Source organism: Bacteroides sp. D1, assembly GCF_000157095.2.
In the GTDB taxonomy this organism is placed as follows: domain Bacteria; phylum Bacteroidota; class Bacteroidia; order Bacteroidales; family Bacteroidaceae; genus Bacteroides; species Bacteroides xylanisolvens.
The window spans coordinates 133,439-154,140 of record NZ_JH114333.1 but is presented as its reverse complement, the minus strand read 5'-3'; the positions used below and the strand labels follow the sequence as shown (position 1 = coordinate 154,140).

10 protein-coding genes and 2 pseudogenes are annotated in these 20,702 nt (G+C 39.1%); 6 read left to right on the top strand and 6 right to left on the bottom strand.

The genetic code is table 11. The annotated features are described in order from the left end of the window. Nucleotides 1-289, top strand: a pseudogene (locus BSAG_RS16870) (DDE transposase); the annotation flags it as partial. Nucleotides 290-409: 120 nt separating this feature from the next. Next, the gene (locus BSAG_RS16875) at nt 410-1,717 is read left to right on the top strand and encodes an IS5 family transposase (protein ID WP_008771523.1); all 1,308 of its coding nucleotides are present in this window, start codon (nt 410-412) and stop codon (nt 1,715-1,717) included. Nucleotides 1,718-2,003: 286 nt separating this feature from the next. Here the strand turns inward: BSAG_RS16875 and BSAG_RS16880 are convergent, their stop codons facing one another. The 6 genes from BSAG_RS16880 to BSAG_RS16905 form a co-directional block, all read right to left on the bottom strand. Beyond that, nucleotides 2,004-3,641: a fumarate hydratase gene (locus BSAG_RS16880; RefSeq protein ID WP_004316947.1), complete on the bottom strand. Its 1,638-nt coding sequence runs from the start codon at nt 3,639-3,641 to the stop codon at nt 2,004-2,006. Nucleotides 3,642-4,159: 518 nt separating this feature from the next. Next, nucleotides 4,160-6,163, bottom strand: a complete 2,004-nt coding sequence (locus BSAG_RS16885) for a DUF4954 family protein (protein WP_004315614.1) — start codon at nt 6,161-6,163, stop codon at nt 4,160-4,162. Between the two features lie 119 nt (nt 6,164-6,282). After that, entirely contained in the window at nt 6,283-7,542 is a 1,260-nt protein-coding gene (gene hflX, locus BSAG_RS16890) for a GTPase HflX (protein WP_004315613.1), read from the bottom strand. A gap of 101 nt (nt 7,543-7,643) precedes the next feature. Continuing rightward, nucleotides 7,644-9,116 (bottom strand): SusD/RagB family nutrient-binding outer membrane lipoprotein, encoded by a 1,473-nt coding sequence (locus tag BSAG_RS16895; RefSeq protein ID WP_004315612.1) that lies wholly within the window; start codon nt 9,114-9,116, stop codon nt 7,644-7,646. A gap of 21 nt (nt 9,117-9,137) precedes the next feature. Next, a complete protein-coding gene (locus tag BSAG_RS16900; RefSeq protein ID WP_008770688.1) occupies nt 9,138-12,089 on the bottom strand; it encodes a SusC/RagA family TonB-linked outer membrane protein in 2,952 nt (983 codons plus the stop codon). 812 nt (nt 12,090-12,901) lie between these two features. Further along, complete coding sequence (locus tag BSAG_RS16905; protein ID WP_004315066.1) at nt 12,902-14,092, bottom strand: site-specific integrase; 1,191 nt, start codon at nt 14,090-14,092, stop codon at nt 12,902-12,904. Between the two features lie 451 nt (nt 14,093-14,543). On the opposite strand from BSAG_RS16905, the gene BSAG_RS16910 reads away from it, so the two are divergent. The 4 genes and pseudogenes from BSAG_RS16910 to BSAG_RS16925 form a co-directional block, all read left to right on the top strand. Continuing rightward, on the top strand, nt 14,544-17,726 hold the full coding sequence (locus tag BSAG_RS16910; RefSeq protein WP_008997397.1) for a SusC/RagA family TonB-linked outer membrane protein: 3,183 nt from the start codon (nt 14,544-14,546) through the stop codon (nt 17,724-17,726). 14 nt (nt 17,727-17,740) lie between these two features. Beyond that, nucleotides 17,741-19,408 (top strand): SusD/RagB family nutrient-binding outer membrane lipoprotein, encoded by a 1,668-nt coding sequence (locus tag BSAG_RS16915; protein ID WP_004314568.1) that lies wholly within the window; start codon nt 17,741-17,743, stop codon nt 19,406-19,408. Between the two features lie 29 nt (nt 19,409-19,437). Beyond that, nucleotides 19,438-20,325, top strand: a complete 888-nt coding sequence (locus BSAG_RS16920; protein WP_008997396.1) for a hypothetical protein — start codon at nt 19,438-19,440, stop codon at nt 20,323-20,325. Between the two features lie 221 nt (nt 20,326-20,546). After that, nucleotides 20,547-20,702 (top strand): annotated as a pseudogene (locus BSAG_RS16925) (DDE transposase); the annotation flags it as partial.

Below are 20,702 nucleotides of genomic sequence, written 5' to 3'. Positions count from 1 at the left end.
TGCCAACCGGAAATTTTGTACAAAATATCATATAAGTACTTCCTTTAAGCGTAAGGGCAGAGCTGCCAAAGATGAGCCGCTTCGGAAAATCTTACGGTCGGAACTCAGCCGTGAAAGAGCTACCCGCCTGGAAGGAAGTTTTGGAACGCAGAAACAACATTACTCACTGGCCAGGATAAAAGCTAGAAACAGGAAAACGGAAGTACTTTGGATTTTCTTTGGGATACATACAGCCAATGCGGTATGTATGATAGAAAAGGTCGAAAAGAAAAAAAGAAAGGCAGCATAATCTAACTAGTCGCCCCTTAGAATGTGCTTTTACGCCTAATAATCAACATATTAATATATAAATTGCTTTGATATATCTGCAAGTTTTTGTATCTTTATGGTTGAAAACTTGCAGATTATTATGATAAACAAGACCACCCCTCAGCCCTCCTTGTTCAGCTCTTTGACAGACCAGCTGAATCCCAGGCATCCCTTATACCTGCTTGCCAATAAGATAGACTGGCGCCGTTTTGAAGAAGCTTTCTCCCCGCTATACTGTGCCGTCAACGGTCGTCCGGCCAAACCCATCCGCCTGATGTGCGGACTTCTGATTCTTAAGCACGTGCGTAACCTGTCCGATGAATCGGTTGTTGAACAATGGAGCGAGAATGCTTATTACCAGTACTTTTGCGGTATGTTGGAATTCACGCCTTCCTATCCCTGCAATGCAAGCGAACTGGTACACTTCCGTAAGCGTGTCGGAGAAAATGGCATGGAACTGATTCTGTCAGAAAGTATCCGCGTCAATCAGGAGGACGACGGCCCGGACCATCACTGCACGGCCTTCATCGATTCCACGGTACAGGAAAAGAACGTGACTTATCCCACGGATGCGAAGTTGCATAAAAAGATAGTCCGCAAAGTGTTGTCTGTCGTAAAATCCTTAGGGCTTCCTTTGCGCCAGAGCTATACCTTTGTCCTCAAGAAGATCTACCGTGACCAGCGTTTCCGTAACCACCCCAAGAACCGTGGCAAGGCCCTGAAAGCGGACAAGCGGCTGCGCACCATTGCGGGAAGGCTTGTCAGGGAACTGAGGCGCAACCTGAAAGAAAACCACGGCTACGACTCCCTGCTCGACCTCTTTGAGCGGGTGCTTTCACAGAAGCGCAATTCTCCCGGGAAAATCTATTCCCTGCATGAACCGGAGGTGCAGTGTATCAGCAAGGGGAAAGAACATAAGAAATACGAGTTCGGCAACAAGGTTTCAATCGTCCGCTCAATTACCGGTGTCATACTGGGTGCCAAGTCTTTCCGGAATGAATATGACGGGCATACCATTGAAGAATCCCTCAGGCAGGTGGAACGCATTACCGGAAAGAAGATCAGGAAGTTGGCCGGGGACAGGGGGTACAGAGGAAAGAAAGAGGTGGGCGGCACCGGGATACTGATACCCGATGTTCCAAACAGGAAAGACAGTTATTACACACGCAAGAAGAAACATAAGCTATTCTGCAAGCGTGCAGGAATAGAGCCGACTATCGGGCATTTGAAATCAGACTTTCGTTTAGGACGCAACTTTTATAAAGGTGTGTTCGGGGATGTTGTCAATCTGCTCTTAGCCGCAGCAGCGTACAACTTCAAAAGAGCCATGAGGGTTCTTTGGCTACTTGTTGAAAAAATCTGCGGGACACTGTTTTCTTGCAATATCCCGCAGATGAGTACTTTTTAAGGGACGACTAACTAAAATAACAGGAAAAACAGGAGAGGTTTTAACTTCCCCTAAAAAAGACATGTACATAATGCATGGGTGGGAAGGAAAAAATAAGAATATGTAAACAATATTCTACAAAAAAGATAGAAGACTGGGAGAGTTGAACGAAAAAATCAAGAGAAAAGCTCACGTAAAGCAAAGCTTTTCTCTTGATTTTTTAGAAAGAGGAACATTTACTGAATATCCCTAATTCAAGGCATTTACAGCCTCTTCCTACAGTTTTATCCCAACAGGTATCAACCGGTTATTTTTTGCAATTCCACGGTTTCAACTGTTTGAAGAAGTCGTTACCCTTATCATCTACCAAGATAAATGCAGGGAAGTTTTCTACTTCGATCTTCCAGATAGCTTCCATTCCCAATTCCGGATATTCCACACATTCAATGCTCTTGATGTTGTTCTGTGCAAGGATAGCTGCCGGACCTCCGATAGAACCAAGATAGAAACCACCATATTTCTGACAAGCATCTGTCACCTGCTGGCTACGGTTACCTTTTGCCAACATCACCATGCTGCCGCCATGACTTTGGAACAGTTCTACATAAGAGTCCATACGTCCTGCCGTAGTAGGCCCCATAGAGCCACACGCCATGCCTTCCGGAGTTTTTGCCGGACCTGCATAATAAATAGGATGATCCTTAATATATTGTGGCAAGTCTTCACCGCGGTCCAAACGTTCTTTTAGTTTAGCATGAGCGATGTCACGACCTACAATAATCGTTCCGTTCAATGACAGACGGGTAGCAACCGGATATTTAGTCAGTTCTTTCAGGATTTCAGGCATCGGACGGTTCAGGTCGATCTTCACAACATCACCTTCACCTGCCTGACGCAGTTCAGCCGGAATCAGTTCACCCGGATTTGAATCCAGTTTCTCAATCCAGATACCTTCCTTATTGATTTTACATTTGATGTTACGGTCGGCAGAGCAAGATACGCCCAAACCTACCGGACAAGATGCACCATGACGAGGCAGACGGATGATGCGTACATCGTGAGCAAGATATTTACCTCCGAATTGTGCTCCCAACCCAATCTTGTGAGCTTCTGCCAATACTTCTTTTTCCAGTTCGACATCGCGGAATGCACGACCATATTCGTTTCCGGTAGTCGGCAGGTTATCATAGAAATGAGTAGAAGCCAATTTCACTGTCAACAGGTTCTTTTCAGCAGAAGTACCACCGATTACGAAAGCGATGTGATAAGGAGGACAAGCGGCTGTCCCCAATGTTTTCATCTTTTCAACCAGGAACGGAACCAATGTACCGGGATTCAGGATCGCTTTTGTTTCCTGATACAAATATGTCTTGTTGGCAGAACCACCACCTTTTGTTACACAAAGGAATTCATATTCCATACCTTCGGTAGCTTCGATGTCAATCTGTGCAGGGAGGTTACATTTGGTGTTTACCTCATCATACATATTCAGAGGCGCATTCTGTGAATAACGCAGGTTTTCTTCAGTGTATGTTTTATATACGCCCAGTGAAAGCGCTTCTTCGTCAGAATATCCAGTCCATACCTGCTGTCCCTTTTCACCGTGGATAATAGCAGTACCGGTGTCCTGGCAGAATGGAAGTACGCCTTTTGAAGCAACCTCTGCATTGCGCAGGAAAGTCAGCGCCACATACTTATCGTTTTCGCTTGCTTCCGGATCACTCAGAATCTTAGCAACTTGTTCGTTGTGCGAACGACGAAGCATGAATGATACATCACGAAAAGCAGCATTAGCCATCGCAGTCAAACCTTCTTTTTCAATTTTCAGGATGGGATTTCCTTCAAACTCGCTTACTGATACATAGTCTTTTGTAAGCAGATAATACTCAGTTGTATCTTTTCCCTTTTCAAACATGGGCTGATACTTAAACAGAGGTGTTGCCATAAGTTTCTTATTTTATTACGTAATGTTAGTTAGTGTGGCAAAGGTAATGATAAATTAAGAATTGAGAATTAAAAATTGAGAAATAAAACATTGTAGGATAAAAATAGGTAGGTCAATAAATGATTATTTTGCGGAGTGCCCTGAAAGGGCTTAATTATATAGCGTAGGGCAACGCCCTACGAAAAAACGACAATCTGAATTTGCGCCCTGAAAGGGCATAATTGTATACAGTTCCGCCCTTTCAGGGCTTGTGGCTGGTGTGCTTTTTTCGTAGGGCGTTGCCCTACGCTATATAATTAAGCCCTTTCAGGGCACCCCAATAAATATATAATTGTAAGAACCGATAAATTCCCATTTACCGGCGTAGCGCCGGAGCAAGGTTTCCATTCGGTATTCCCTGAAAGAGATACAGTTCCACCCTTTAGGGTATGTCTAAAACGATAACATGCCGAATGGAAACCTTGTTGGGGCGCTACGCCCCTAAATTCTCATTTATTTATCTACTTATTTTTGACTCGCTACACTATTTCCGTTTTATCAATCATTTTGATTCGCTCGATGAGCTCATTTCCAAGAGCCGTTTTATCTTCAATATGTTTCAACACCGCAGTCACAAATGTATTGCTTTCGAAATCACCGCGTACTTGCTCAAAGTCCTGCTTCATTTCGTCATGAGAGCCATCAGCACCGAATCCGGTCATGGAAGATAACGAGAATTCTTTCTTAGCATCCTCATATACCATCTTGTCCAATCCGACAACAGCTTGCTGCCAGGCTTTCACGATACCGATGATATCTTGCGCTGTTATCGTTTCCGGATCTAAGCCATAAAATTCCTGAATCTTATGATAAGCCCATGTCCATTCATAAGTATAATAATTCTCGTGCATTTCCGCGAAGCTTGCATTGATGGACTTTAAACGATTGACTGCTCCTTTCTCAATACCATCCAGTAATCGGTCGATCTCACTCTTGGGAGCAATCAACCCGGAAACATCTACCCATTCGCCGATACCAATTTCCGTATCGGGTTTCAGGCGTTGGCGGATTTCTTCATTGCTCTGGAAGTTAATGCCTTCCAGTCGTTTTATAATGGAGTTTCCTAAGAACTTGTGGATAGCAATTTCATAAAAACGGATTCCATTGTTCAAAGAAGAATTCTTGATTTTAGCACTCTGGTAAGAGTAGATTTCTGAAGTTTCACCGGACACACGTTTCAATTCTTTCAAAATGGAACGCCCTTTGAACATCTTCTGAATGGTATAAGGACTCAACAGATTATAGTTGATATAATCCAGCCTGTTCGGGTCTTTACGATTATCACGTTTCGGCCATTTTTGTGCGTCACGGATAGTACCTACACTTCTCAAGTTGACTCCCGGAACCAGATAAGTCGTATTCCGCTGCTCTATCAGGTAGGAGAAAGGAAGATTAGAAGTATCGGCATGATTGACATGACGTCCCATTACCAAAGAGAAAGCTCCGACACGTGCCGGCCACAAGATATAGGAATCAGAAGTGGTCTTCGCTCCTCTTTCCATTGTTCCTTGATGGATAGGACCTAACTTATACATATGGTTGCTCTGATTGGATCCCGAACCTGCATTCATAAACGAGAACATTCCGGCAATCAGCAAAGTAGATTTATGATGTGTCACGGTGAAAGGACCTGCGAAAATAGCACATGCCTCACCGTTCTCTCCTTGGCAATTACTAAAAAACAAAGAATCGGAAGCGGAATAATTATGTCCCAATTTACAGGACTGCCCGACGAAGCAACGGGTCAGCATCGTACCGTCATCCACTTTTGAACCGGAAGAGATAATAAAGTCGTCACAAATTACCCCGTGACCGATATGTACAGGCGCTGTCACATTACTATTGACGCTTCCATTGGATAAGCGGCAAGTTCCACAGATATGGCAGTAATCACCAATCCGGACATTCTTGATTGAACCTGTATTGAGAATCATGACATGATTGCCAATACTGCCGACAGCAGAAGCATGTTTATTGGAATAATAATCCGCAATGGATTTCATACGGTTAATCAGTTCGGGACGATGGCGGTACAACGCAAGTATATATGCCTGATGCGCAGACAGTTTGTCGTTCATCAACACTTCACGACCTCCTGTTTCATTCAAGACAGCCACTTCTACCCCATTACCGAAAGTGCTTAATCCATCCACTAAAATAATATCTACATTCTCAATGAAAGTATCACTACCGATCTCATAGTTAGCAATGTAGTTCTGGATATTCTCAATACAACAGTTATCGCCCACTGATACATTATGCAACGTCACATGACGCAATCCCGAATGTTTCTTGATTCCCCCTGGCAATGTAAATTCTGATTCGAATACCCCCAGTTTCACTTCACCCGAGAAACGGGTATGATGAACGTACTCACAATTAAAGCCCTCTGCCACTGATACATTTCCCCAATCATCGGCCAGACACGACTGGCTCTTCAACTGAAGTACCTCATCTTCAGTCAATCTACGATAGTCTTTCATATACTAAATGATTTATGAGTTATGATTTATGAGTCATGATTTATGAACTGTGATGTTGTCCGTCATAATCGCACAGCCAACTCATAATTCAGAAATCATAAATCATAAATCCCTCCCGTTTATTCTTCCTCTTCTTCGTAGGTCTGATAAAGAAAATCGTTATAGGGATATTTCTGAACATGTAATTCTTTCACTCGCTGATAAACTACATTTTTCAGTTCGTCTATATTGATTCGTTCGCGGGCGGAAATAAAGAGGCAGTTATCCTCCATTTTTGCCATCCACGTCTTCATCAGTTCTTCGAGTGTTAAGTTTTCCTTTGTTCGGGGGGTAAGGTCGTCCGGCGCTTTCTCCACGTAGGTGTAAGCGTCTATTTTATTAAATACAAGTATCATAGGTTTGCCACTGCCACCAATCTCTGCCAGTGTCTTGTTCACCACCTCAATCTGTTCCTCAAATCCGGGGTGGGAAATATCGACTACGTGTACAAGCAGATCTGCTTCACGCACTTCATCCAGGGTAGATTTAAAAGATTCTACCAAGTCGGTAGGCAACTTGCGAATAAATCCTACCGTATCTGACAACAGAAACGGTAGATTATCGATAATCACTTTGCGTACAGTGGTGTCTAAAGTCGCGAACAGCTTGTTTTCTGCAAACACTTCGCTCTTGGAGAGAAGATTCATCATGGTTGATTTTCCCACGTTGGTATAACCAACCAGTGCAACACGTATCATGCGTCCGCGATTCTTTCGTTGGGTAGCTTTCTGCTTGTCAATCTCCGCCAGACGTTCTTTCAATAATGACATACGGTTCAGGATGATACGGCGGTCCATCTCGAGCTGTGTTTCACCCGGACCACGAAGTCCCACGGAACCTTTACCGCCACCGGCACCGGAACCTCCTCCCTGGCGTTCCAAGTGAGTCCAAAGTCGCTGCAAACGCGGCAACATATATTTATATTGTGCCAGCTCTACCTGCGTCTTCGCATTGGCTGTCTGTGCACGCATTGCAAATATATCAAGGATCAGTGAAGTACGGTCCAGTATCTTCACTTTCAGTTCGGCTTCAATATTACGAATCTGTTTCGCAGAAAGCTCATCATCAAAGATGACCATTCCTACTTCACGTTCTTCTTCCTCTTCGTTACGAATATATTGTCTGATTTCTTCCAACTTTCCTTTTCCGACATAAGTCACTGAATGAGCTGTCGGCAACTTCTGCGTAAATCGTTTCACTACTTCCGCCCCAGCCGTCTCGGCAAGGAAAGCCAGTTCATCCAGATACTCGTTCGTCTTACGCTCATCCTGCGTTTGTGTGATGAGTCCGACAAGCACTGCTGTCTCTACTTTGGCTTCGGATATTACAAATTCTTTCATTCTTTACTTCTAATATATAATAATGTGAGCGCAAATATAACAAAAAAAAAGAGGACAATGTTTTATTGTCCTCTTTTTCGTATCATTTATCACCTTAGAATCTATAAATCAAACCACATCTTTTCCCAAATTTTAGGAGATTCTTTGGGTGCATTAGGATTAGCAGTCATTTCCTCAGGACTATATTCCCATCTACGAATAAGTTCCCGAGAAGTAGCTTCTGTCGGCACAGTAAGTACAGGTACCTCATTACCATTGGATCCTGATCTTCTCCACTGTACAAATTCTTCCAACGGTCTGTCCATCAAATCAATCCATTGCTGAATATGAATCTCATATAAAGCTCTATCAGGTTCCAATGTGTTTAAATCATCCAAAGCATCAATAAATTCAGTTGTCTTTACCGGATCCGCTTCATAATAATCACAAGCTGTTTGAATAGCTTTCTTATATAATTCATTAGCTTTCACCAAATTAGAAGTTACTCCCAACCCACGTACATACGCTTCCGCTTCAAAAAACAACTGTTCCTGATAAGAATAAATTAATTCAGGTGCCTCTTTTCTAAAAAGATACTTACTTATAACGGAAGATAATAAATCCGCATTTTCATCATCAGTTTCTTCTGCTGCCTGCCGAGTATCCAAGCCTCGATACAGCCCGTCAGCTCCCGGTTCAAAATATCTGGAAATACGAGAATCATTACGTTCCTGCATAGGCTTCAATACATTATTATTTGCAAAAAACATAATATTGATGCCATTTGTATACTTCTCCAATATTTTATATTTAGGATTTTCATTACCTGCAGTCTGTAAATATGGGAACTGCAGATTATCATCAGCCGAACTAATCATACCACCGTCACTTATCAACTTTCCAATCTGTTCTGCTTTCGTAGGATCTTTATCCACCATTGTCATTAAAGTTCTGAATTTTAAAGATTTGGCCAACCGAATCCACTTTTGCATATCACCTTTATAAAAAATATCGTAATCAGTAATGGCCAAAGGATCATCCAAGTTGATCTCATTCAACGCTTCATCCAACAAGCTTACTACACCATTCAAAACTACTTCCTGAGAATCAAATTTTGGATACTTAACTCCTTCTACCCAAGCCTCTGTAAATGGAATATCTCCCCATATCATTGTTGTCTCATAAATATGTTGAGCTAGAATAATTTTACATTGAGCAATTCCATTATGATTGACAGGAGTAGCTTCTTGAGCATTTTTGATAGCTAACTGCAAATTATTACCTCCAACAGAATAGTAATGCTTCCATGTATTACCAAGGCTATATGGATCTATGACATAATAACCTTCCGCCCAGCCCCCATAATCATCGCCGCCGTCTGCCTGACACTGGATACTTTGAGAAAGAGGAATGTAAGCATCTCCTCCGGTACGACTACCAGCCCAATTCACTACTGCATAATTGAATAAATATCCGGGATCCACCTTTTCCGCAGAATTTGGATTATGATTAACATCCAACCAATCACTACATGAGCTCAAAATAGCACATGCAAATATGATTGCTATAGTATATATTGATCTTTTATTTTTCATATTATTTCTCTTTGATAATTATTATAATGTCAATCTAATATTAAATCCGAAACTTCTTGTTGTCGGAATACTATTGAACTCAACTCCCCCACCGATCTGTGCAGGTCCAAAAAAGTTTGCTTCCGGATCAATGTGAGGCACATGGTCTTTTATAATCCAAAGATTACGAGCCTCAAAGCCTAAATCAAGAGATTTGACAAAGAAACTTCTGAACCATTTTCTAGGAAAACTATAAGAAAAGTTCAACTCACGTAATTTAACATATGAAGCATCGAAAATATTACCCTCATTATTACTTGATTTTGCCACATGCCCCCAATAATCTTGCATACTTTTAACTGGCACATCATTAGCTCTGTAAGTTCCATCAGATTGTAAGATGACTCCCGGTTCAATAAACGACGCATCTTCTCGATGGGCAGCAGTTTCAGCAGCAAGTCCGGTAGTACGTAAAGTACCCACTGTTTCAGAGTAAAGAGAACCACCTTGACGAATATCTATCAGGAAACTCAATGTGAAACCTTTGTAAGAGAACGTATTATTAATACCCATTGTAAAGTCCGGGTAAACATCTCCCAAACGCACATTGTTTACAATTTCACGAAGTCCTGTCTTTTCGTTAATAACATAATTGCCCGAATCATCACGTTTCCAACCTGTACCATACAGACCAAACGAACCACCAACTTCCGCTTTTATCTGCAATCCACTCAATCCACTAGTCAGCGAGTACTCATCCAACCCTTCTGCCAGCTCATCAACTTTCTGGGTGTTTTTTGCAAAAGTAGCCTCCAAGTCCCATTTAAAATCCTTAGTCTGTACAGGGGTAACTCCTAATGCTACTTCAATCCCTTTATTAGATACTTTTCCCGCATTAATATTATTGGCAAAATACCCCGTGGACAAAGGAACATCAATGCTTACGATTTGATTTTTAGTTACACTTTTATAATAAGTCAAGTCTAAACGAATACGATTTTGGAAAAAACGTAAATCAGTACCTACCTCAAACGATGCCTGATTTTGTGGTTTAAGATTCTCATTCGGCAATACACGAGGACCTGTAAATCCGACTAATCCATTATGAGGGAAAACATTCGTTAAATTATACTGCAAAAAATAAGAATTAACCGGAGTATATTGAAACGCCAACTGGTATGGTTGTTCATCACTACCGACATTAGCATAACTCATACGCAATTTTCCATAACTCAAAACATCCTTATTCTTCATCAATTCTGTAAAAATAAAACTACCACTAATTGACGGATAAAAATAAGAACGGTTATTTACAGGTAATGTAGATGACCAGTCATTTCTTCCTGTCACATCCAAGAATACCATATTCTTATAACTGAAGCTTATATCTCCATAAAGACCAACCAGCCGTTTCTTAGAGGTATAATTTACCGGACTCGTTGTCTTAGCATTAGTATATGCATACAATTCATCTACAACCAGATTTTGCGCCAACACATTATTATTTCTCCAGTCTTCCTGATATATATTGTGTCCCAACATTACTTTTACTCCATAATCTTCCGCAAATGTTTTCTCATACGATATCATCAAATCATTATTCAAAATACGCTTATAGAGATCCCATGTCTGGAACTGTCCTTCAAGATTACCAATTGTCCCTTTCGAATATACTTTACATCTGGTTTCTGTATAAAAGTCAGTTCCTGCATTATTCGAGATTGTCAGTCCTTCTATCGGTTTATAAGTCAAAACAATATTGCCGATAAGACGATCCAACTGATTAGTAAATTTATTCTTGTTGATTATCCAATACGGATTGTTACTCTTTCCTTCCGGATCCAGTGATATTTGCTTACCGTATTCGTCAATCCAATTGTTTTTCACATCGTTGATATTTACCGTACGCGGCATTCCGTTTATCAAAGGAATGAGCAAGTTATTATCATTAGATCCCTGAGCAGGCCGTCCTTCCGAATCAGAGCGGATGTACTGTGCTGAAACTCGCCCTGTGAAGTTCTTGGTGAAATTCATACCACCATTAACGGCAAAAGCATATTTATTATAATCGGATCCGGGCACCACCCCTGTCTGATTAGTAGTAGAGACACTGATTCTAAAATCAGAACGTTCTGTACCACCAGCAATTGCGACATTATTTATATAACTCATACCTGTCTCATAGAAATCTTTTACATTATCAGGATATGCTTGCAAAGTAACCTGTTCTCCTTTAAAATCTGCAAATGTCTGATCTTGCACAGAAGATATCTTAGGCCCCCAACCATTCAACATTTTTACATTATATTTGCCATAACTTCCTTGTGCGTAATCATTTTGAAAATCTGGCAGTTTCAAAACATTCTCAAAACGTGTGGAAGAATTAACTGTAACAGATACCTGCGAATTGCGACTACCTTTTTTGGTAGTTATTACGATAGCACCATCTTTCGCACGCGCACCATACAATGCAGTTGCCGCAGCCCCTTTTAAAACATTAATAGACTCGATATCATCCGAGCTAATATCTCCTGCACGGTTTCCAACATCAACAATGCCATTAGTTCTGTCCGGATTGAACGCCCCATTGTCAATAGGCAAACCATCAACAATAAAAAGTGGAGACGACACGCTACCAATAGAAGAAGCACCACGAATCTGAATACTAGAACTTCCCCCTGCAGTACCTGACGACTGTCCAATCTGTACACCTGCGATCTTACCTGATAAAGAGTTTAAAACATTACTTTCACGTGCCTTGGTTATTTCATCACCTTTAACACTTGTCACTGAATATCCCAAAGACTTTTCAGAACGTTTAATCCCCATCGCAGTCACCACAACCTCATCAAGTTTCTGAGAATCAGATTTTAGCACAACTTTCAGATTCGGTTTTATAACCACTTCCTGCGTCTGCATACCAATATACGAAATCTGCAAAGTCTTTGCAGAACTAAATACAACTATAATATCTTGATTACTAATAATATACACGATGTTTACTTTCCTTCGGCAATAAATCTTTCGTTGCCGTTATTATGCAGATTATCAATATGTTAAATACCTACCAAACGTATTAATTTGCAGATTTATGATACCAGATTTCTATCAAAAATAGGGCATAACCATCTATTTATTAATTATTTAAGTTCTTATCTTATATGATATAAGCTAAAACTTATTTCCATCTTAACTGTTGAAGATGGTTTTATTGTTCTAAATTATATCCAATAATTATTGACTATAATAATATATTCATTAGCAAACGATAATCTAAGAAAAAGAAAAACTCCAGATGAAAAAATGCATATTTTATTACTGTATATTTTAAAATATGCAGGGGTGGATTTAAATATTCTCCAAAATCGCAGAGAATATGATTGATGAATATTCATATTGGATGGTTATATGCTTTTTCTGTATCAAAGAGATTGTGTAATTACATCTAATTATGTAAAAAGAAGTATTTATCATTTATCTGACGCCAAAATGAAAGAACCCCAAATGCCGGATTCTAATAGCTATTAGAGGCTATCAGGGTTATAAATTAACTTTTAATCCTTTCCTTTTAAAGAAAGCAAGGGCTTCTCTACGACCAATGACCCGTTCCTTTTAAAGGAACACTTTATTCCTTTAAATGGGACGAGTGATAATATTCGTAATAACGATGTGTATTTAGGTTATGTATATGCGTTTTTGAAACTGATATTGCATATTCTTTCATTTAATTATACACTTTTCTTTCTATTAGAGAAAATTAGACCCTCCATTTCTAAAACTAAATCTTAAAAACAGAACACTTTCATCTAGCTTTTGTACCTATTATTATTTTTTGATGAGGCCGTTTTCTCAAGATCACGTACCACTGTTATATCCATTATATTTGCATATACCTGTGTAGTCTTCACACTTTTGTGTCCTAATAGCTTTTGTACCGTAGTAATATTGGCACCACTATATAATAATAAGGTGGCATTTGTATGCCGGGCGGTGTGGAATGACACACGTTTATCTATTTTCGCCAAGCCTGCTAATAAATTCAATTCTTTGTTGATATTAGAATTGTCTTTTAACTTAAAGAAGCTGTCAAGATCATCTTTATAGCGTTGCAATATCTCGATTCCTTTGCCTTCAAATAATAAATATAAAGGAAGACGTACCTCAATACCAGTTTTAACAGACTTGTATATAATCCAGGTTTCCTGATGGAATTCAACAATATTTGCGGAGGTCAGACTGGTGAAATCAGAATATCGTAACCCTGCGTAGCAACAAAATAAAAAAGCATCTTTTGTTTTTTGTAGCCTCGTATATCTTCCTGTTAGCTGTAAATTTTCAAAGCGATATAACTCTTCCGGAGCCAGGTGCGTATGACTTCCCTCTATACTTTTAATTTTATACTTTCTAAAAGCATATTTTTGTATATCCATATATTCCTTATTTATAGCAACGTTAATATATCGTTTTAGATGCTTCATGTGCTTGGCAATGGTATTAAGGTGATAGCCTTTAGACTGCAGGTGATTATCAAATGAGGACACAAATTCAAATGTCAAATCGGTGAATAATATCTCTTTCTTAAATTCCTGAAGTAATTCAAGGGTGGAAAGATGATTTTGTCTGGTGCTCTCTTTCAAAAGAGAATTAGCTACTTCTTCTTTGAAGAAAGTTAAGAATGAGCTCCCGTTACTTAGAGGCTTATCAATCGAATTCTTTAATAAATCTAGCGATATTGGTTTTCCTTGTTGCCATAATCCAAGTTCAGTATGCTCAATAGCTGCTATATTCTCATACAACATACGATTCAAAACATTGGCGTTAGGATGATTCTTCACCATCTTTCGTTTGGCATCCCACTGATCGGGTTTGAGATATATTTTGGTGGAGAAATACATTTTTTTTCTGTTCAGATAGGCCTCTACCTGTACTAACGCCATTCCTTTTTTATTCAATCTCTTCTTTCTGTTAAACACAAGGTTGTAACTGATCTTTTCCATACTTTCATTTTTAAATTAATAATAGAACAAATTAGACGTAATTCTGTGCTATATCAGAGACGAATAAGCATTAATATCTCTAAAAAAAACAAATCTCCAAATAACCGAGTATTCACAAAACTTTAAATTAAATGCCACTTTTTTATTCGCTTTTCCACGAAAAAAGCAAAAAGAATAGCTTTTAAAGGTGTTTTATGACTAAAAACGAGTAAAAGAAATATTAAAAGATGCATTTTGCTCATACAAAGTGTTACTAGCTATTTTGGCAATCAACGCTTTTAATAAGAAAAAACATGCTTATCGACATAAATACAGCACACAAAATAACAAAATGTTATATTTGCAACCTTTTTTTATTAATATAATTGTTAGTTTCAGTTTTATTAATATATTTGCAAATTGTTAGAGTAAAGATACAAATAATGTAAAGTTAAACTTTAAGAGAGAATTTATGAAAAGAAAATTAATGCTGTTATTGGCATGCCTTTTTGTGGGCATAGGCCTGGTAACTGCCCAAACTCAAAAAATCACAGGCGTTGTGATTTCTGAAGAAGACGGGCAGCCAGTTGTTGGCGCTTCTGTGTTGGTAAAAGGTACCACTCAAGGTACAATCACAGATGTAGATGGTAATTTTAATTTGTCGAATGTACCAAGTTCTGCAAAGACTTTGCAGATTTCGTATATTGGTATGCAGACACAGGAAGTGGTTATAAAACCGAATCTGAAAGTTGTACTAAAGTCTGATTCTCAGAAACTTGATGAGATTGTGGTAACAGCAGTTGGAATTCAACGAGCTGAACGTTCATTAGGCTATTCTGTATCCAAAGTTGATGCAGATGAAGCTATTCAAAAAGCAGAGCCGGACTTAATACGTTCTTTAGACGGGAAAATACCCGGCGTTTCGATTAATTCACCCTCTGGTGCTGCCGGTTCAGCCACACGTATGACTATTCGTGGTAATTCATCATTCCTAGGCAATAACCAACCATTATATATAGTTGATGGTGTTCCCTATAGCAATACGGAGGTTGCCTCTTCAAATCAAGCTACTGACGCTGGTGGTGCTTATGGTAGTGGTATTTCTACGCTTGACCCAAATGATATTGAATCAATGAATGTATTGAAAGGTGCAGCAGCTGCCGCTTTGTACGGTTCACGCGCCGCCAATGGTGTCGTACTCATCACAACAAAAACGGGTTCAAAAAGTAAGAAAAAAGCCGGGAAAGGTATGGAAATTACCTTGAATGCATCTTACACAATCGAACAAATAGCAGGTTTGCCTGAATATCAAAATTCTTTTGGTACAGGTAATGATTTTATTCCAGGGGGTGCAAATGGTTCTTGGGGAGCGGCTTTCACAGATGTAACAGAGGTGCCCTTGAGTATATATGCAGCTAATGCTTATGGAAAAGCCTATCCGAATCTTCCCAAAACTATACCTTACAAAGCGTATAAAAACAATGTCAAAGATCTATTCGATCTGGGAGGAATATATGATCTTTCATTAAACTTCAACAGATATACCGAAACCGGTAATTTCACTGCAACTTTATCCAAAATGGATCAGGACAGTTACATACCTTATGCAGACTTTAGTCGTTATTCTATCAGTATCGGTGGAAACCAGACTTTGGCCAACGGAGTACGTATCGGAGGAAATGTTGCTTTTTCAAGAAACGAACAAAATGGTCCGATGTTCGGTAACAACCAATCTAGCGGTATTGGCGCCTCTTCATTTGCACGTGCTTTAATTCTTGGACGTAACTGGGATATGTCACTACCTTATGAAACACCTGACCACAAATCTTTATTCTTCGTGGGAGATCAGGCAGATAATCCGATTTGGTCATGGAAGTATAATACAATCAACACCCAAATGGATAGAACCATAGCAAACGTAAACATGGGTTATGATATTACAAAATGGCTTTCAGTTGACTATCGCGTTGGTATCAATGATTATAAAATGGATCGTAAGGAGGTTTTAAATTTAGGTTCAAGAGCTTTGGGAGGAAAAGGACGTATTCTTGTTTCTACTTATGATACACAAGAAATTGAATCAACTTTACTGTTACGCTTCAATATCCCGGTTCATAAAGATTTGGGGCTGAAAGCAACTTTGGGACATAATGTAAATCAATTCACCGCTAACGAGACTCTAACAAAGGGTATGAACATCATGTCTCCGGGAGTTTATAATATAAATAATACAGAATCACAAACATCGGAAGAAGAATATACAAGAACCCGCTTGTGGGCATTATTTGGAGATGTGACATTGGATTATAAGAATTATGCTTTCTTAAATATCACAGGACGTAATGACTTTTCATCTACGCTACCCAGAAATCATCGTAGTTTCTTCTATCCATCAATTGCAGGTTCATTTGTATTTACAGATGCATTTCATATTAATGAAGATATTATTAAATTCGGTAAAGTACGATTAAGTTGGGCAAAAGTTGGTAATGATGCCGGCGCATACTACAAAAACGGTACATTCACTTTGGGACAACCTTTTAACGGGCAACCAATATTATCATTACCATCTTCTATGTTTGATCCGGATTTAAAACCGGAATTTACATCAGAGGTTGAATTTGGAGCTGAATTACAATTCTTAAAAAGCCGTGTAAATGTTGATTTCACCTGGTACAATCGTAATTCCACTAACCAGATCGCTCCATTAAGCCTTCCATATTCTACCGGATACGGGAGCTATTATACCAACTTTGGTAAAATGAATAACCACGGTATCGAAATAGGATTGAATGTTATACCTATTTTAAATAAAGATTTCAAATGGGATATGTACTTTACTTATACTCAAAACCGAAGTGAAGTAAAAGAATTGGCAGAAGGAGTAGAACGAGTTTCTTTAAATACAGGTTTTGCAACACCAAAAGCGGTTCTTGAAGTAGGCAAACCTTATGGAATGCTAGTTGGACAAGTTTTTGCACGCGATGAAGAAGGTAATTATCTAGTGGACCCAAATTCCGGAGCTTATCTTATAGCGGATGAAGAAGGTGATCTAGGAGATCCTGCTCCAGATTGCAAACTTAGCTTGAACAATACATTTACCTACAAAGGTTTTTCATTATCATTCATGTTCGATGCACAAATTGGTGGTTGCGTCTGGACTTCATACATTCCTGACTTATTGGGACGTGGCGTTACCAAAGATACAGAAGACCGTTATGGTTCCCGTATCTTACCAGGATACTTGGCTGATCCTTCCACGAAAAAACCTTTATTAGACGGAAATGGAAATAAAATCCCCAACAATGTTCAAATGAAGGAGCTTGACTTATGGTTCTCACCGGGTACCAGCGTGTCCACATTTGCAACTAATGGTGTAGATGAAGCAACCGTTTATGACGCTACAACTTTCCGTTTAAGAGAGTTAAGCATCGGGTACCAACTTCCTAAATCCTGGCTGGCAAAAACATTCATCGGTTCGGCAACTGTATCATTTGTAGCCCGCAACCTTTGGTATTTTGCTCCCAATGTTCCTAAATATTCTAATTACGACCCAACAGCAAGCAGTTATGGCGGCGGAAATGTACAAGGAATTGATTACACCTCAGCCCCTAACACAAGACGTTATGGCTTTAATCTCAAACTCACATTCTAATAAAAAAAGAAAGTATGAAAATCATCAAATTATTATACACTTTAACAACAACACTGATTGTTTGTACGAGTTGCTCGAAATATCTCGATATTAATGATAATCCGAATAAGCCAACAAGTGCGGAACTGAATAAGGTGTTAACCGGAGCTGAATATGACATAGCCATGTCTTTTGCAACTGGTAACTATATCGGTTCATCATTACCTTCTTATGTTTTTCATCTAAGCTCCCGTGAAGTTGACAACTACGGTATAACTAATGCCACTTCCACTTTGGGAAACACTTGGCTACAGGGCTATGCTTATGGTTTGAAGAATACAAATGCTGTTATTAAAGCTGCAGAAGAAGGAAATAACATGATTTATGCAGGAATAGGCAAATTAATGAAAGCTTATGCATTTACCAATCTCGTTGATCTTTGGGGAGATATTCCATATACAGAATTTGATATAGAAGGTAATTATGCTCCCAAATTAGACCGCAGCCAAGATATTTATAATTCATTACTTGGACTTATAGATGAAGCCATAGGCAATCTGCAAGATCCCAATGCTGCTAATTTATTAAAACCAGCAAATGATGATTTAATATATAAAGGTAACATTGAGAAATGGGTAAGAATGGGTAACACATTAAAACTGAAGTTATTGGTGCAATCAAGAAAAGCTAAAAATGAGATAACAGACTGGAATACAAAGTTATCCAACTTGCTTTCTGAGAATAAATTCATGAATGACGGAGAAGACTTCGAATTCAAACATACAGCCAAAGATACGCCGGACGAACGTCACCAAGCTTATGTTGATGAATATCTCGGTGGTCAAAGCACTTATTACATCAGTCCTTGGATTTACGAAACAATGAGTGGAAAGAACTTAAATGTAACAAATAACCCATTTGTAGGAATCACAGACCCACGTATCCCTTATTACTGGGTAAACCAAATAAAAGCGGGGGATAAAGCGCAAAATGCTACAGATTACCGTGACGGTGCTTTTGTTTCCATATTCTTTGCATCCAATGCTTCTGGAGCAAGTAATGATCAGCGGGAAACTTCTACTTTTATCGGTATTTATCCATGTGGTGGAAAGTATGATAATGGCAACGGCGGAAAATGTGATGCGAAAGTCGGTAATGGAGTAGCACCAGAAAAGATGTTGCAAGCCTATTCTGTCCCCTTCCTTTTAGCTGAATTATATTTAACAGGAAATGCAAACGGAGATGCAAAAGAAGCTCTTAAAGAAGGAATTAAACGTTCTATAAATCACGTCAATTCAGTAGCGAAGGCTTCTGATGCAAATGTACCTGCCATAAGCAATGAATCCATTGAGGCTTTTATAGAAAAAGTATTAGCAAAGTATGACACTGCTACCAGTAATGAAGAAAAGTTACGCATTGTCATGACTCAAAAATGGATTGCAAACTTCTTTAATCCAGTTGAAGCATATACCGATATACGCCGTACCGGATATCCTACCCTATTGCCTCAAAATATAACGTATGCTCAATCTCCTTATAAAACCAGCCAAGATCCGGAACTAGGACCAGTAAACATCCCACTAAAAGGTATCAATGCTTTTCCGAGAGCAATGTGGTATCCTAGTTCGGAAGTAACACGTAATCCTAACGTAACTAACGAAGGAAGAAACTTGAGTAATCCTATTTTATTCTGGGATAAATAAACTATTTAATGATGAAAATAAAAACGAATATGAGATATATACAATTATTCATGGCAACTGCTCTTTGGGCATTGCTGACAGTCAGTTGCGATAGAGATCTCCCTTATCCTATAGATCAGGTAAAAAAAGGAGTAGTCATTGACATCGTTCGTGCACCCGACTCTGATGGAGTACTTTCCGCCGGAGTAACAGACGGCGATTATAAAGTTTCCATATCTATTCCAAAACAGCAAGGAGATTATTCCATGCTTGACTATGCGCAACTCTTATGTGTTTTCACCGATGTAGATGGCAAAACAACTTCAAAAGTCATCGTAGATAACATTAAAGAATTCCCTAAAGATATATCAATAGATATGGCCAACGTGTATCAACAATTTGGAAAAGAAGCTCCTACGCTAGGAGAAATTGTATACTTCACAACAAATGCTATTCTAAAGGACGGTTACATCGTATATGGCTGGACTGAATATTCAGACTTCAACAACAAACTCTTCACCGGATGGGAAGTTGATGGAAGAGCTTATTCGTATAATGTCAGATATCCAGTTGCATGTCAATTGGATCTTGAAGAATTTGTCGGTCCTGTAGTATTAAATGATTTTTATGCAGAGTCTTATCGGGCAGAAATCGTTAAAACATCAGATACGGAACTAGAGATACACGGAGTTGCTGAAGGTGAAGAGCCTGATGGTATCCTAAAGTTAACAATTGATACAAGTACTCATACCGTAAAAGTAGCCAAACAAATTGTTGCTCATGGAAGTGTTGCATGGGTTGGTGGTTATAATAATGTCGCCTATCAAGCCACTGGTACTATTGATGCATGTAAAGGTACAATAACACTGAATGGACCTCTGACTGTTGATGAAGGTAGTTTCGGTGATTATCAAATGATTATATCAACGAACTATTGACATAATCTAAAGTAAAACATTTATAAAGAACATAATGACACCGGCAGTTTGATTTTAATAATACAAACTGTCGGTGTTTCGTATATATAGGGATATTCCTAAAATAATAAAATTTAAGGCAACTAATTCATTGCGAGTTAGTTGCCTTTTTTGTATCTTTAAGCATTCCCCCCAAAAAACGGTTTGACGGCCAAAACGGGGGTAATTAAAAATAAAAACACATGGTAAAGATACAAAAAATCTCAGAAATCGAACCTTGTTTAGGTTTTACCGAGTTCGATATGCTTAAAAAATATCGTCAAAGTTTTGCAACGAGTGAATTAGGTCGCCTCCATTCTCTGTTCCCTTTCTCGGAACTGGCCCGACAAATGCATTTG

Excerpts from the sequence above, each read along its gene's own strand:
- BSAG_RS16905 (WP_004315066.1), bottom strand. The coding sequence starts at position 14,092 with ATGGAAAAGATCAGTTACAACCTTGTGTTTAACAGAAAGAAGAGATTG.
- hflX (WP_004315613.1), bottom strand. The coding sequence starts at position 7,542 with ATGAAAGAATTTGTAATATCCGAAGCCAAAGTAGAGACAGCAGTGCTT.
- BSAG_RS16885 (WP_004315614.1), bottom strand. The coding sequence starts at position 6,163 with ATGAAAGACTATCGTAGATTGACTGAAGATGAGGTACTTCAGTTGAAG.
- BSAG_RS16920 (WP_008997396.1), top strand. The coding sequence starts at position 19,438 with ATGAGATATATACAATTATTCATGGCAACTGCTCTTTGGGCATTGCTG.
- BSAG_RS16910 (WP_008997397.1), top strand. The coding sequence starts at position 14,544 with ATGAAAAGAAAATTAATGCTGTTATTGGCATGCCTTTTTGTGGGCATA.
- BSAG_RS16895 (WP_004315612.1), bottom strand. The coding sequence starts at position 9,116 with ATGAAAAATAAAAGATCAATATATACTATAGCAATCATATTTGCATGT.
- BSAG_RS16880 (WP_004316947.1), bottom strand. The coding sequence starts at position 3,641 with ATGGCAACACCTCTGTTTAAGTATCAGCCCATGTTTGAAAAGGGAAAA.
- BSAG_RS16875 (WP_008771523.1), top strand. The coding sequence starts at position 410 with ATGATAAACAAGACCACCCCTCAGCCCTCCTTGTTCAGCTCTTTGACA.
- BSAG_RS16915 (WP_004314568.1), top strand. The coding sequence starts at position 17,741 with ATGAAAATCATCAAATTATTATACACTTTAACAACAACACTGATTGTT.